Source organism: Anaerotruncus rubiinfantis, assembly GCF_900078395.1.
In the GTDB taxonomy this organism is placed as follows: domain Bacteria; phylum Bacillota; class Clostridia; order Oscillospirales; family Ruminococcaceae; genus Anaerotruncus; species Anaerotruncus rubiinfantis.
Genome location: NZ_FKLA01000008.1, coordinates 1 through 14,162, shown reverse-complemented (window position 1 = coordinate 14,162; position 14,162 = coordinate 1). Strand labels below are relative to the sequence as shown.

Below are 14,162 nucleotides of genomic sequence, written 5' to 3'. Positions count from 1 at the left end.
TGGTATTTTATTGCGCGGCGCAGTAGGCTTTGAAGGCCAGATAAGTCGCGTAAACGTCGTTTTTGGAAACGATCTCGAAAGGCGAATGCATCGAGAGCACCGGCACGCCCACATCGACCACGTCTACATTGAGCTTCGCCACATATTTGGCGACCGTCCCGCCGCCTCCGAAATCCACCTTGCCGAGTTCGCCGGTCTGCCAGAAAATCTTTTCGCCGTCCAGGATTCTGCGCACCTGGGCCATAAATTCCGCCGAAGCCTGGCTGGTGCCATACTTGCCGCCCGAACCGGTATACTGGGTCACGACCACGCCGTAGTTGAGGTAGGCGCAGTTGCGTTTTTCCATGGTGTCCGGGAAGGTGGGGTCGAACGCCGCATTGACGTCGGCCGACAGGCAGGTCGATTTTGAAAGCACCGCGCGGCCGTTTTCGCCAAAGCATTCCGCCAGGTCATACACAAAATATTTGAGATATTCCGAATTGAGCCCGGTGTTGCCGTCCGAACCGGTCTCCTCCTTATCCGCAAAGACGGTCACCGTGGTATAGGGCGGGTTCTTGTTCTCAAGCGCCGCCATCAGCGAGGTGTAAGCGCAGACCCGGTCGTCGTGGCCGTACGCGCCGATCATCGAGCGATCGAAGCCAACGTCCTTCGCCTTGAAGGCCGGCACCATTGTAAGCTCCGCCGAAAGAAAATCCGCCTCAACGATTCCGTACTTCTCGTTGAGCATCCGGATAATGTTGAGCTTGACCTTCTCGCTTGCCTTATCGTCTTTGAACGGGCGGCAGCCGACCAGGACGTTGAGCTCCTCCCCCTTGAGCCCGTCCTTGAGCGGGCGTTTCATCTGCTCACCCGCCAGATGCGGCAGAAGGTCAGTCACGGTAAACACCATGTCATCGTCCTGCTCGCCGAGCGCGACGGCGATTGTTTGGCCGTCCTTCTTGACAATCACGCCATGCAGAGCCAGCGGGATCGCACCCCATTGATAACGCTTCACGCCGCCATAATAATGGGTTTTAAACATGGCGAGCTGCGCTTCTTCATAAAGCGGGTTCGGCTTGAGGTCGAGCCGCGGGGAATCGATATGGCTGGCCATGATACGCACCCCCTGCGCAATCGGACGGGAACCGATCGTCGCGAGCAGAACCGCCTTGCCGCGGTTGTTGCGGTAAACACAGTCGCCGGGCCGGTAGCTTCCCCGCGGATCAAATTCGGTAAATCCCGCCGCTTTGGCCATGCGGATGATCTCCGGGACAGCCTCCCGTTCGGTTTTGCAGAGATCCAAAAAACGCATATACGGCGCGCAGAAATCATCCGCCGCCTTTTCATAGGCTTCATCGGCCGCGACGCCGATGTTTTCGCGGTTTAAGAGCAGCTTTTCCTGCAGCAGCTCACCCGCCGATTTATCTTTTGCCATAGTGCCATGTCTCCTTTTATCTGAATTTCAATCCTTACAAATCATAGAGCCTGCGGTAGATTTCGATGGTCTTTCCGACCTTCTCGACATATGCCGCGGTGTCTTTAAAGGGGATATGTTCGACATGCTCCCCGTCCGGAGAAATCTCCGGATCGCCAAGCCAGTTCTTCACGCTGCCCCACCCCGCATGGTAGGCGCATAGCGCGTTATCCACCGTACCAAATTCATCGAGCAGGATCTTCAGCATGCTGGTTCCATACTCGATATTTGTTTCGGGGTCAAACAGGTCGTCATGATCCGCTTCCCCAGCCAAACCCTTACGCATCCGAACCCAATCGTATGCGTCCGGCATCATCTGCATAAGCCCCTTCGCGCCCACATTCGAAACCGCTTCGGGGTTAAAGCCGCTCTCAGTGCGCACGACCGCGTAGACGAGTGCCCGGTCGAGCTCTTTTTCTCTGCAGGCGGAATCAATAAGTTCCTCATATTTCATTGGATAGGCGTTGCGGTAGTACCGGTCAAAGCCATACCGCACCGCGCTGACTGCGCCCAAAAGCACCATCGCCAGCAAAAGAAGTTCCAAACAGATTTTGACTGCGCGCCTGATGTTTCTTCCTCCAGTCATTCGGAATCTTCGCCCGCCAGCTCCCCGAATACCTCTTTATCCGAAGGCAGCGCGTCCGGCATTTCTCCCGGCGCATCCGGGGACGCGGCTTCCCGCGCCTGCGGCCGTTCCGATCCATCTTTATCGAAACCGCCTTCATTCGCAAGCTTTTCGTAACGGTTGAAAAGATCGATAAACACAAGGCGCAAAGCGCCCAGCTCACCGTCATTGGTAAGTATATCGTCGGCGCGTGAGGTGTAGAACGCGTCATTATTCTGGGCATTCACCCTGCGGCGGGCGTCCTCCTCGGTCATCTTGTCCCGTTCGATGATCCGCCGGGTGCGGGTTTCGGCATCCGCGATCACCGCAACCACCCGGTCGCAGCGTTTGTCAAGGCCCGACTCATAAAGGGTCGGCGCGTCAAGCAGCACCATCTTAACGCCGCGGCCGCATGCCTCCTCTAGTTTGCGCCCGATCGCCCGGATAATGTATGGGAAGGTGATTTCATTGAGCCGTTTGAGTTTCTTTTTATCGCCGAAACAGATTTCCGCGAGCTTCGGCCGGTTGAGGGTTGCGTCCGGATGGATCACCTCGGTGGAAAATTCCAGCACAAGGTCCATGAGGCATTCCTTTGAATTTTCAATTGTATAGCGGGCAACCTTATCCGCGTCGATCACTTCCACGCCCCACTCGGAAAACATCCTGCTCAAGGTCGATTTGCCCGCGCCGGTCTGGCCCGTCAGGCCGATGATCATCGTCTTTCTTTCACTCACTTGCGCCAGCCCCTTAACATATTAAAGTAAAATTACGTCAAATCCCGCTGCGCGAAGCAGTCTGTTGTAAACCGCCTGTCCAATCCCCTCGATGTCCGAAATGCGCACATAAACCATCCCGAGTCCTTCCTTATCCACCTGCCGCAAAGCGTCAAACAGCCGGTGCGCCTGGGAAGCCGGGTCGTTTTCATGTCCATAGGTGATGCACCGCCGGCCCCAAAAATGCGGCGCGTCCTCCTCAAAGCAAAGGATTCCAAAATCCTGCTTCTGCGATGCGACAAACCGTCCGAATTGGGCAAGGTCCCCGCGCACCAGCACCACCCGCGCTTTCGGCGAATAGTGCTTATACTTCATACCGGGCGAAGCGACCTTGCAGTCGTCGGAAAGGTGCTCAAACACCCCAGGGTCGAGCGTCATCTCCGGGATCACCTGCCGCAGCATTTCGAGCGTCACAGCGCCTGGCCGCAAAACAGAGGGCGGGTCGGTACACAGCGTCAGCACCGTCGATTCCACGCCAACTTCGCATTCCCCGCCGTCGACAATCGCGTCCACCCGGCCGGTGAGGTCGTCAATGCAGTGCTGCGCGGTTGTCGGGCTCGGTGATCCGGAAAGGTTCGCGCTCGGCGCCGCGAGCGGCACACCGCTGCGGCGGATGAGCTCCCGCGCGACCGGATGGGATGGCATGCGGATCGCAACTGTCTCAAGCCCCCCGGAAGTGGCTGGCGGGATCTTGTCCGATTTTTCCATAATCACCGTCATCGGACCCGGCCAAAAAGCTTCCGCCAAACGGCGAAGCGCGTCCGGGACGGTTTTCACCAGCGGCGGGATCTGTGAAAGATCCGAAACGTGCACGATGAGCGGGTTGTCGCCCGGTCGGCCCTTTGCCGTATAAATCGCGTGGGCCGCCTGCGGATCGAGGGCATTGGCCGCGAGCCCATAGACCGTTTCGGTCGGGATCGCCACGAGCTTTCCTTCCCGCAGAAGCGCCGCCGCCTGGTCGAGCGCAGCGCGGTCCTTTTCAATATCGGTAACCTTCAAAACTTTTGTCCTTGGCAATACGACATCTCCCGCTAAAATTACGATTCCCCGGAAGCCTGAAGCTTCTCGGCCTGGTCAAAGGTGATGAGCGCGTCGATCAATTCGGCGAGATCGCCGTTTAAAACCGCGTCGAGCTTATAAAGCGTGAGCCCGATCCTGTGGTCGGTGACCCGGCCCTGTGGAAAGTTGTAGGTACGGATGCGCTCCGAACGGTCCCCGGTGCCGACCTGGAGCTTGCGTTCCGAAGCGATCCGGTCGTTCTGCTCGCGCACTTTGATGTCTAATAGGCGCGAACGAAGCACCTTGAGCGCCCGGTCCTTGTTCTTATATTGGCTGCGCTCATCCTGGCATTCGACCACCATGCCGGTCGGCAGGTGGGTCACACGGATGGCGGAGGAGGTCTTGTTGACATGCTGGCCACCCGCGCCGGACGAACGGAAAACGTCGATCTGCAAATCCTTCGGGTCGAGATCAAACTCGACTTCCTCCGCTTCCGGCAGCACCGCGACCGTGACAGTCGAGGTGTGGATACGGCCCTGCGTTTCGGTTTCCGGAACCCGTTGGACGCGGTGGACGCCGCTTTCAAACTTGAGCTTCGAGTAAGCGCCTTCCCCGTCAATTGAGAAACTGATCTCCTTAAAGCCGCCGAGCTCGGTTTCACTCATACCGAGCACCTCACAGTTCCACCCCTGGCTTTCGGCGTACATCGTGTACATCCGGTAAAGGCTCCCCGCGAAAAGCGCCGCTTCTTCCCCGCCGGCGCCGCCGCGGATTTCGACGATGACGTTCTTTTCGTCGTTCGGGTCGCGCGGCAAAAGCAGGAGCTTCAGCTCCTGCGCCGCTTCGTCGATCTGCTGCTTGTTCGTGTCGTACTGCTCCTGCGCGAGTTCCCGCAGCTCCTTGTCGAGCCCGCCCTCCTCGAGCATTTCACGCGCTTCCTCATAGGCTTGCTTCGCCGCGCGGTAAGCGCGGTATTTCTCCGCAATCGGCTCGAGCCGTTTATATTCCTTCATCAGCGAGGTGTACTGCGCCTGGTCGTTCACGACGTCCGGCTGCATGAGCTTGTGGTTTACTTCTTCAAAACGGCTTGCGACCGCATCCAATTTATCAAACATTCCGCTATTCCTCTCGTGTTCGTTTTTGATGAAATTGATGCAGCCCCGCTACAAATGCTGCGGTTTTAAATCGTTCACACTGAGCTCGGCGCCGTCGCGCAGCACCTTGCGGATGTTCTTTTCCACCTTGGCGCGCGGGACCATCACCTCGCGCCCGCATCCGGTACAGCGAATGCGGAAATCCATTCCGACACGGCCGACCGTGAACCGGTGTTCCCCACAGGGATGTGGTTTTTTCATCACCAGCACATCCCCCACCTGAATATTCATCCGCCGTTCACCCCGTTTCCTTTCATGAATATCGGACACCCTGATCTTATATTATACAGAAGTTTTCATTTAATCGCAACAAGCCAGTTGTAAATATTTTAGCCGTCAAACCTTCCCGCACGCGCGCCGCGCGCGTCATACCCCCCGCTCAAAGCGCATATAGTGTTGTATGTGCAAAGAGGAGGGTCAAATAAAATGTCAAACTACAAACCCGAAGGAATGCTGATCGACACCGCCGCCAATAAACAGGCGTTTCATTCTCTTTCGGCGCTGCAGGAAGCGCATGCCGCCGGCCGGATTCTGGAAAGCCGCGCCATCGTCTGCGACTCCCAGCACAACCTCATTGTGGACATGGGCGCATACCGCGGCATGATTCCCCGGGAGGAAGGCGCGCTCGGCATCTCGGACGGCTCCACCCGGGATATCGCGATCATCTCCCGGGTCAACAAGCCGGTTTGTTACCGCATCACCGGTTTTTCCTTCAACCCCGACGGCGTGGTCATCCCCCTGCTCTCCCGCCGCGCCGTGCAGCAGGAATGTATGGACAGCTACATCACAAAGCTCACGCCCGGCGATGTCATCGACGCGCGGGTCACCCATCTCGAAGCGTTCGGCTGTTTTGTCGATATCGGCTGCGGAATCCCTTCGCTCATCCCCATCGATTCGATTTCGGTCAGCCGGATATCCCATCCGCGCGACCGTTTCCACACCGGACAGGAAATCAAAGCGGTGGTCCGCGCTGTCGAGGAAGGCGGGCGGATCTCGCTCTCCCATAAAGAGCTGCTCGGCACCTGGGCCGAGAACGCAGCCCTCTTCGCGCCTGGCGAAACGGTCGCCGGGATTGTGCGGTCGGTGGAGGAATACGGTGTGTTCGTGGAACTCACCCCAAACCTTGCGGGGCTTGCCGAACCGCGCGACGGCGTAAAGATCGGCCAGCACGCGAGCGTCTACATAAAGAACCTCATCCCGGAAAAAATGAAGGTGAAGCTGATTATCGTCGACGCGTTTGACGCCGCTTACCGTGCCGCTCCGTCGCCGTATTTCGTCAGCGAAGGACACATCTCCCGCTGGCAGTATTCACCCGACTGTTCCGATCGCGTGATTGAGACGTCCTTTGGCGGACCTCCAAAATAGAAACCGCAAAGAGCGCGGCCGCAGCCGCGCTCTTTTTGTGCGTTTATTGCTTTCCCTGCGCATATTCCCGCAGGAACGCGAGCATTTCTGGTGTTTTCGGCGGGCAGCCAGCCAGCGAATGCGCCATGCAGGAAGTGCAGTTCCCCACACCAAGCCCGCCGGGCTTCCCGCGGAACTTCTGCCCAATGCATACCTGCGGCAGACTTGCGAGCAGGCCCTCGTCATCGAGCCGCGCGAACGCCTGGATGAGGTTCGCATAACAGGCCGAACAGGCGTCCCGCTGGTCCGCGTGCCGCGCAAGCCGCTGCACCTTGCGGGCGGACGTGGGGCGCGCCGGGGTTTCGTCACGGCTGAGCTCCCGGATCTGCGCCTTCGCGAGGTCGGCGCTTCCGACGCCGTACCCTTCCGCCAGGCGGATATATTCGATGTCCGCCGGCTCGTAGCCCATTGAGGAAGCGATGAAGCTGTCCACCAGCACCGGATCAAGCCCGCAGAACATCCGGTTCATCTGCACCGGGTTGCCGCCTTCCTCAAAGTCGAGGTCTCCACAGATGCCGTCCACCAGGATAAAATCCTGCTTTAAGACCTTGTTCAGGCAGGCGATCGGCTTATGCAGGCCCATGGTATGGAAGTGCCGTTTCTCCCGGTCGGAAATGAGGCCTTTGAGATTTTTGAGCGAACCGGTCACAGTCGTCTGGCAGTGCCCCTTGAGCACCGGGACATTGATCAGGAAATCAACTGCGAGCGCCTTCTCGCAGACCTCCATTTTCATGCCGTCAAAGGACTTGATCACAATCTTGTCTTTTTTCGTATTGAAAAGCGGCACGCCATACTTTTTGGAAAGAGCCGTATATCCGCAGGTGCGAAAGGCGGAATCGGTATCGTCCCCGACCCAAGAACCCTCCAGGATCAGGATATTCTCGTGCCCGTGGGCGCGCAAATATTCGATCGCGCCGGCAAGGATCTCCGGATGGGTGGTCGCGCCGGTATCGGCCGGGCGGCCCACCACGAGGTTTGGCTTGAGGCCCACGAGCGCCCCCTTGGGGATCATCTGCGCGACCTGCGCTTCTTCCATCAGTTCTTTTGCCATCACGAATGGGGCCTCCCCATAGGTGACCAGGATTTCATTGCGCGTAAGCATCGGCATCGCCTCCTAAAGATAACACAGGATTACAAATAGCCCAAATGGCTCAGTAAAAAGATCCATCCAAAGACGGACAGGATTGAAAAGAGCGAAGTGAATACCACGATCTGTCCCGAGAGTTCCGCGTCCGAATCCATCTGCTGCGCCATGGTGAAGGAATTTACCGCGGTCGGCACAACCAGGATGGTGAGCAGCGCCGCCAGTGTGACCTCCCGGAATCCAAGCGCGATCACCACCGGCATCAGGATAGCCGGGATCAGGATCAGGCGGGAAAAGACGGCCCAGAAAAGCGCACGCAGGTTATGCCCGACCGCGTCAAAACGGAAGGTGCCGCCAAGCCCAAGCAGGGCAAGCGGTGTTGTGATTTTGGTGATGCTCATAACCGCTTCATCGGCGATGGCCGGCAGATGCACGCCGCACAAAAGCCCCGCCAGGCCGGTGACCGTGCCCACAATGAGCGGGTTTGTGACGATCCCGTACAGAACCTTTTTGAGGCTGGCCCTGCCGCCCCGGCAGCTTTCCAGCAGGATGACGGCCAGGGTGTTGTAGACCGGGATGACCACTGCGATCATCAGGGCGGCCACACCCGCCCGTTCGTCCCCGTAAAGGGTGGTGACCAGCGGCAGGCCGAACAGCAGCGTGTTGCCGCGGAAGATCCCCTGCACCAGAGCTCCCAGCCGCCGTTTCTCCTTCACAAAGATGATGCAGCCCCCCAAGGTGCCGAAAAAGATCACAAAGACACACACGACGCCCGCGACCAGCAATTTTTCATCGAGGGTGCTCGACAGGTCGGTGTGTATCACACTGATAAAAAGATGAATTGGAAAAAGCACCTTGAAGCAGATGGTATTGACCTGGGAAACGGTGTGGTCGTCCCACAGCTTCAGCCGCCGCAGGGCATAGCCCAGCAGAACCGCCGCGCAGATCGGCGTGATGATCCGGGCGGATAAATATAAGCTTTCCATTTTATTCCTCGAATCCGCATGTTCCGTCAGATTTTTGTCATTTGCCCGCCTGCGCTTCCCGCAGGATCTTTTCCCGATAGGCCTTTGCAGCCGATTCGGTTTTGTTGTCACCGAACTCGTAGTAAACCTTGCCTTTGAGTTCATCGGGCAGGTATTGCTGCCTGACATAGTGGTTGGGATAGTCATGGGGGTAGAGGTAGTTCTGTCCTTTTTCCTTCACCTCTGCGCCGTCGTAATGCTTATTCTGCAAGGCGCGCGGGAAGGAGCCGGTGAGACCCGCCTCCACATCCGCCAGCGCGGCGTTGATCCCCATATAGGAGGAGTTCGATTTGGGCGCGGTGCACATCAGCACCACCGCTTCGGCCAGCGGAATCCGCCCTTCGGGCAGCCCAAGCTGGATCGCCGAATCGACGCAGGCCTTTACGATGACCGCCGCCATCGGATAAGCCATCCCCACATCCTCGCTTGCCATGACAAGCAGCCGCCGGCAGGGCGAGAGCAAATCCCCTGCCGCCAAAAGCCGCGCCAGATAATGCAGCGCGGCGTTTTCGTCCGAACCACGCACCGATTTCTGCAGGGCGGAAACGAGGTCGTAGTGTTCATCCCCCTGCTTGTCGTAGCGGTTGGCGCTCTTCTGCGCCACCTGCTTGGCGTCGTCGAGCGTGACTGCGCCGCCTTCACCCGCTGCAAGCGACAGCATCTCCACCGCGTTGATCGATTTGCGCACGTCGCCTCCGCAGGCTGCCGCAATGTAAGGGACTACCCCGTCCTCCACGGCAAAATCCCCTCCGAAATACTCCCTGGCGATCGAAAAGGCGCGGTTCACCGCACGTTCGACCGCCGCGGGCGGCACAGGTTTAAATTCAAAGACGGTGCTGCGCGAAAGGATCGCGTTGTAGATATAGAAATAGGGGTTTTCAGTTGTGGATGCGATCAGGGTGATCGACCCGTTTTCGATAAATTCGAGCAGCGTCTGCTGCTGCTTTTTGTTGAGGTACTGGATCTCGTCGAGGTAGAGGAGCACTCCGTTCATCCCGTCGATCGTCCCGGTTTCGGTTACCACATCGCGGATATCGGCGGTCGAGGCGGTGGTTCCATTGAGTTTGCAGAGCTTCTTGCCCGCCCGCTTCGCGATGATCGAAGCGACCGTCGTCTTGCCGATGCCGGACGGGCCGTAAAAGATCAGATTCGGGATGTTGCCGGTTTCGATCATCCGGCGCAGGACCTTATCCTTACCAAGGATGTGTTCCTGCCCGACCACGTCGTCGAGCGTCTGGGGGCGGATGCGATCGGCCAATGGTGCAGCCATTTCAAAATCACCTCGATCCAAAAATCTGAAAGCGGCGCGGAGGACCTTGTCCTCCGCGCCCCAGCCGCCCGTTTACGGGCGGTGTCACATCTCTGATTGCAGGATTACTCGTAAAGCGGATATTTCGCGCAGAGCGCATCGACGCCGGCGCGGATTTCATCAGCCTTTTGATCGAAATCGGTCGCAGCCAGGAAGATAAACTCGGCAATCCGGTCCATATCCTCTTCTTTAAAGCCGCGGGTGGTGACCGCCGGGGTTCCAATACGCACGCCGCTCGTGATAAACGGGCTCTGCGGGTCATTGGGGATGGCGTTTTTGTTGACGGTGATGTAAACCTCATCGAGCTTCTTCTCAAGCTCCTTGCCGGTGACATTCATGCTGCGCAGGTCAAGCAGGATCAGATGATTGTCGCTGCCGCCCGAAACGAGCGAAAAGCCGCGTTTGGTCAGCGCCTTCGCCAGCGCCTGGCAGTTGAGGACCGTCTGGCGCTGACTCGCCTTGAATGCAGGTTTCAGCGCCTCGCCGAAGCAGACCGCCTTCGCGGCGATGATATGTTCGAGCGGGCCGCCCTGGGTACCTGGGAACACGGCCTTGTTGAATTTCTTGGCGAGCTCCTCATTGTTCGTGAGGATCATGCCGCCGCGCGGGCCGCGCAGGGTCTTATGGGTGGTGGAGGTGACCACGTCGGCGTACGGCACCGGGGACGGATGCTCTCCTGCGGCGACCAGCCCCGCGATGTGGGCCATATCCACCATGAAGTAGGCGCCGACCTCTTTGGCAATTGCGGAGAGTTTCTCAAAATCGATGACGCGCGGATAGGCGGAAGCGCCAGCCACAATAAGCTTGGGTTTATGCTTTATCGCGAGCTCCCGCGCCTGATCGTAATCGATCGTCTGGGTGTCGTCCCGCAGCCCGTACGGGACAAAGTTATAGTATTTGCCCGACATGTTGACCGGGGAGCCATGGGTCAGGTGCCCGCCGTCGGCCAGGCTCATACCCAGGACGGTATCGCCCGGCTCGAGCAAGGCAAAGTAGACGGCGAGGTTTGCCTGCGCGCCCGAATGCGGCTGGACGTTCGCATAGCCCGCGCCGAAGAGCTCCTTGGCGCGCGCGATCGCGATATCCTCCACAATGTCCACACATTCGCAGCCGCCGTAATACCGCTTGCCGGAATAGCCTTCGGCGTATTTGTTGGTCAGTACGCTGCCCATTGCGGCCAGAACCGCCGGGCTGACGATATTTTCGGACGCGATCAGTTCGATGTTCCGGCGCTGGCGCGCAAGCTCCTTCTGCATGCCCGCGCCAACCTCCGGATCGAACCGGGATACAAATCCAATGGTGTCCATCATCTCACTGTACATTTTTCATTACCTCCATCACATCATTACATTTTTATCAAAAGGAACAGTTTCCGGAAAATGACCGGAAACCGCGCGTTTGGTTCCAAAAAAGCGGGATACTGACCCAAGAAAAACAGGGCGATCCGCACCGCCCAGAAGCACAGAAACAGCGCGATGAAAACGGCCCAGAGCCTTTTGGAGCGCAGAAGCCGCGGCCTGAAAAGCCAGCCATAAGCGCAGATCGCCGCATAAGCGCAGACGACGTACACCAGCGGGTTAAAACGGAACGCCCCGATAAAATCGAACCGCAGAAGCGCGGCAGCCGCGCGGGTCATACCGCACGCCGGGCATTCAACGCCGAATGTCCAGCGCAGCGGACAGCGGTAAACGCCCCAATGCGCCGCCAGCCACACAAGCGCCGCGATCCCCAAAAGCATGACAGCGAGCTGTCCGGCGCGTCCCAGGAGCGTATTCGAGCGGGAAAAAAGACGATACTTTTTCATAATAAAGCTAGTATAGCACAAACGGCTTGGGCCGCACAAGATGAAAGCCTTTCTTTTTCTCGAAAAATGTGCTAGTATTTCCGTATTGTATGAATTCGCGAAAAAGGGGAGTCCTTACCATGTCGTTCTTTCAGCGTCCCGCGCCGCCAACCTGGAAAATCCTGCTCTATTGCGTGCTTTCCGCCGTCCTTCTGATCATTTTCGGAAAAGTCATGGCACTTTTCCAAATCGTGCTCTGATTCTTTCCCTGCATAAACAAGCCGGCGTCACAAATGTGACGCCGGCTTGTTATTATGAATTAGGAGAAAAAAATGAAAAGCAAAATTAAGCGGTCTGCCCGAAGCTGTCATTGTCCTTCGGCGTAAACCGGACCCGGGTCGCACGGGCGCGTTTTTTGGCGCTGACCTGTTTGCCGTAAACGATCATCTGATTGATGAAGTAAGCGGCAAAGCCAAGCGTAAACGAAGCGAACAGCTTTTGAAGAATCTTATTGGTGAAGCTGTAGGCAAGCAGGTCGCGCAGCCAGAGGAAGAATCCAGCGTCACGGGAAAATTCAATCAGCCCGCCGGCAAAAGCCGACAGCAGCACAAAGGTCATAACCGCCACAGCAGCGCCAATCAGCAGCGAAGTCCTCCGGGTATTTTGTTTTGTCATAGCGGTTTACCTCCTTCAAAAGTTACAAATTGTAACTTTTATACGAATTTCTACAGATGTTTTTACTCTTTGTAATCTCTGCTATCTATAATATATCATATATTATGCGGAAATCAAGAGGAAAATTCAAATTTGTTAAAATTTTTTTCATAATTGTTACTGTTCTGTAACCTCAATGTAACCTAATTGTAATTTTTCCATTTATTTCCTGATCGATTCTGTAACCGGTTTGTCATTTTTGCAAATTTTGTCGTTTTCAACAGGTTTCCTGTTCCCACTCCTTCCATCCTATTCCCTTTCCCAATAAACGGTGTCTGATTTACTATGCGAAAACCGAGGCGGATGTAACCACATCCGCCTCGGTTTCATCTTTTATTTGAGCGGCATGAACACACGCGTCAGCAACTCATCCTCTGGTGAATCCGGTCCATTGTAATAGTACTCGTAGAAAGGCCCGGCGGGTTCGCATCCCTGTTTGACAAACCAGGCCTCCAAATCTTCATAGGCCGGGCCTATCTGGGCATACGGGCCGCGGTAGATGCAGCTGGCCGCTTTGCCCGCTGGGATTTTGGAAGAGGCGATCTCCCCCTTTCCCGGCTGCGCTGACGGAACCGGAAAACCGATCTCCACATCCAGCGCGTCCACATCCATATTATAATAGATCACGAACGGCACGTCACAGATCCCAACCCCCAGCTCGGCCAGATATTCGCCAATCCTAGCATAACTCTTTGCGATCAGCTCCGGGAGCCCCTGCGCCGGGACGGTCGCGCGGATGGTAAGGGTCGGCTGTTCCCGCAGTTCAAACAGTTCAACATTTGACATTTTTGGCATCTTGCATTCCTCCTTTGATTTGATACCAGTTTATCAAATGTACCGGACAACTGTCTGTCATATTACCGGGGCCGCACAAAACGTTCCAATATTCTTAATAACAGCTACATATCAGAAGACAGTAAAATTCAACGCCTCCGGCTGCCGCCAAAGCGGACATCTTTCACGCCATGGAACGCCGGCTTCCTGCTTATATTGCTGGTTCTCTTTTTTCAGCAAATGAAAGAACCTCTGTAAAAAGCTTACAAAAGCCTTTTACAGAGGTTCTTCTGGAGCTGATAATCAGATTCGAACTGATGACCTCATCCTTACCAAGGATGTGCTCTGCCGACTGAGCTATATCAGCATTTTTTATCGTTTTTTGGGGCCAGCGTTCAGCCAACGAAATTTATTATACATGTCCAGGCTATCTTTGTCAATACCTAAAATACATTTTTCATGCAGTTTCTCACGGATCTTCTTCCCTGGTTAGGATTTACCGATTTTCATTTGAAATACGGGCAATCGAAAGAGAATAAAAATAAGAAGCTGGTAAACCAACTTCTTATTCTTGGCAGGGGCAGAAGGATTCGAACCCTCGGCACGTGGTTTTGGAGACCACTGCTCTACCGGCTGAGCTATACCCCTTTATGAAATTTTCAAAACTCAACAAAAGCTATTATACCTTGTGGGAACAGATTTGTCAACAGTTTTACCATGTTTTCCATAGGTAGTTCACACTGCCTATGAAAGAGAAAATCCGTGAACCGTAAGAGGGTTCACAGACTTTCCGCGCTGTTTTGAGCACCCAACAAGATATACAGGCACATTCAAAGTTCTGGTGGGCCATCAGGGATTCGAACCCGGGACCGACCGGTTATGAGCCGGTTGCTCTAACCAACTGAGCTAATGGCCCGCAAAATAAAAATATCCCCGCCGCCGGCTGGCAGCGGGGTATTTTGGCTCCCCCTGTCTGGCTCGAACAGACGACCCTGCGGTTAACAGCCGCATGCTCTACCGACTGAGCTAAGGAGGAATATAAACCACAGCAGAGTCACCCCTGCTGTGGTCAGAGCTGGCATCGAC

15 protein-coding genes and 4 tRNA genes are annotated in these 14,162 nt (G+C 56.2%); 2 read left to right on the top strand and 17 right to left on the bottom strand.

What is annotated here, in order from left to right; genetic code table 11:
- Positions 1–7: 7 nt before the first annotated feature.
- The 6 genes from BN4275_RS02360 to BN4275_RS02335 are packed head-to-tail and all read right to left on the bottom strand — an operon-like array spanning position 8 to position 5,214.
- Positions 8–1,414 carry an aminopeptidase gene (locus BN4275_RS02360; protein WP_066453332.1) on the bottom strand — a complete coding sequence of 469 codons (1,407 nt, stop codon included), beginning with the start codon at positions 1,412–1,414 and terminating at the stop codon, positions 8–10.
- Between the two features lie 34 nt (positions 1,415–1,448).
- Positions 1,449–2,039: a lytic transglycosylase domain-containing protein gene (locus BN4275_RS02355; protein WP_066453331.1), complete on the bottom strand. Its 591-nt coding sequence runs from the start codon at positions 2,037–2,039 to the stop codon at positions 1,449–1,451.
- Entirely contained in the window at positions 2,036–2,791 is a 756-nt protein-coding gene (gene coaE / locus BN4275_RS02350; RefSeq protein ID WP_147349476.1) for a dephospho-CoA kinase, read from the bottom strand. The genes BN4275_RS02355 and coaE overlap by 4 nt, the downstream gene beginning before the upstream one ends.
- Positions 2,792–2,812: 21 nt before the next feature.
- Positions 2,813–3,847, bottom strand: coding sequence for an L-threonylcarbamoyladenylate synthase (locus tag BN4275_RS02345; protein ID WP_079988013.1), 1,035 nt, complete (start codon positions 3,845–3,847; stop codon positions 2,813–2,815).
- A 20-nt stretch (positions 3,848–3,867) separates the two neighbouring features.
- Entirely contained in the window at positions 3,868–4,944 is a 1,077-nt protein-coding gene (gene prfA / locus BN4275_RS02340; RefSeq protein ID WP_066453327.1) for a peptide chain release factor 1, read from the bottom strand.
- Between the two features lie 48 nt (positions 4,945–4,992).
- Positions 4,993–5,214, bottom strand: a complete 222-nt coding sequence (locus BN4275_RS02335; RefSeq protein ID WP_066453324.1) for a DUF951 domain-containing protein — start codon at positions 5,212–5,214, stop codon at positions 4,993–4,995.
- A gap of 195 nt (positions 5,215–5,409) precedes the next feature.
- Here BN4275_RS02335 and BN4275_RS02330 point away from each other — a divergent pair, with 195 nt between their 5' ends.
- Positions 5,410–6,348, top strand: a complete 939-nt coding sequence (locus BN4275_RS02330) for a S1 RNA-binding domain-containing protein (protein WP_066453323.1) — start codon at positions 5,410–5,412, stop codon at positions 6,346–6,348.
- A gap of 43 nt (positions 6,349–6,391) precedes the next feature.
- Here BN4275_RS02330 and BN4275_RS02325 read toward each other — a convergent pair whose 3' ends face one another.
- The 5 genes from BN4275_RS02325 to BN4275_RS02305 all read right to left on the bottom strand — a co-directional run bounded on the left by BN4275_RS02325 (position 6,392) and on the right by BN4275_RS02305 (position 11,609).
- A complete protein-coding gene (locus tag BN4275_RS02325; RefSeq protein ID WP_066453322.1) occupies positions 6,392–7,489 on the bottom strand; it encodes a DUF362 domain-containing protein in 1,098 nt (365 codons plus the stop codon).
- A gap of 29 nt (positions 7,490–7,518) precedes the next feature.
- Positions 7,519–8,457, bottom strand: coding sequence for an AEC family transporter (locus tag BN4275_RS02320; RefSeq protein WP_066453320.1), 939 nt, complete (start codon positions 8,455–8,457; stop codon positions 7,519–7,521).
- A gap of 37 nt (positions 8,458–8,494) precedes the next feature.
- Entirely contained in the window at positions 8,495–9,766 is a 1,272-nt protein-coding gene (locus BN4275_RS02315; protein WP_066453310.1) for a replication-associated recombination protein A, read from the bottom strand.
- A 104-nt stretch (positions 9,767–9,870) separates the two neighbouring features.
- Positions 9,871–11,127 carry a serine hydroxymethyltransferase gene (gene glyA / locus BN4275_RS02310; RefSeq protein ID WP_066453308.1) on the bottom strand — a complete coding sequence of 419 codons (1,257 nt, stop codon included), beginning with the start codon at positions 11,125–11,127 and terminating at the stop codon, positions 9,871–9,873.
- A 23-nt stretch (positions 11,128–11,150) separates the two neighbouring features.
- The gene (locus BN4275_RS02305; protein WP_066453306.1) at positions 11,151–11,609 is read right to left on the bottom strand and encodes a DUF2752 domain-containing protein; all 459 of its coding nucleotides are present in this window, start codon (positions 11,607–11,609) and stop codon (positions 11,151–11,153) included.
- A 40-nt stretch (positions 11,610–11,649) separates the two neighbouring features.
- On the opposite strand from BN4275_RS02305, the gene BN4275_RS17145 reads away from it, so the two are divergent.
- On the top strand, positions 11,650–11,937 hold the full coding sequence (locus tag BN4275_RS17145) for a hypothetical protein (protein ID WP_147349475.1): 288 nt from the start codon (positions 11,650–11,652) through the stop codon (positions 11,935–11,937).
- On the opposite strand, the gene BN4275_RS02300 is transcribed toward BN4275_RS17145, so the two are convergent.
- The 6 genes from BN4275_RS02300 to BN4275_RS02275 all read right to left on the bottom strand — a co-directional run bounded on the left by BN4275_RS02300 (position 11,934) and on the right by BN4275_RS02275 (position 14,112).
- The gene (locus tag BN4275_RS02300) at positions 11,934–12,263 is read right to left on the bottom strand and encodes a hypothetical protein (protein WP_066453304.1); all 330 of its coding nucleotides are present in this window, start codon (positions 12,261–12,263) and stop codon (positions 11,934–11,936) included. The genes BN4275_RS17145 and BN4275_RS02300 overlap by 4 nt on opposite strands.
- Before the next feature lie 372 nt (positions 12,264–12,635).
- A complete protein-coding gene (locus BN4275_RS02295; RefSeq protein ID WP_079988011.1) occupies positions 12,636–13,097 on the bottom strand; it encodes a GyrI-like domain-containing protein in 462 nt (153 codons plus the stop codon).
- Positions 13,098–13,367: 270 nt separating this feature from the next.
- A tRNA-Thr gene (locus tag BN4275_RS02290) sits at positions 13,368–13,443 on the bottom strand.
- A 205-nt stretch (positions 13,444–13,648) separates the two neighbouring features.
- Positions 13,649–13,724: transfer RNA gene (locus tag BN4275_RS02285), tRNA-Trp, on the bottom strand.
- A gap of 191 nt (positions 13,725–13,915) precedes the next feature.
- Positions 13,916–13,992: transfer RNA gene (locus BN4275_RS02280), tRNA-Ile, on the bottom strand.
- A gap of 44 nt (positions 13,993–14,036) precedes the next feature.
- Positions 14,037–14,112, bottom strand: a tRNA-Asn gene (locus BN4275_RS02275).
- Positions 14,113–14,162: the final 50 nt, after the last annotated feature.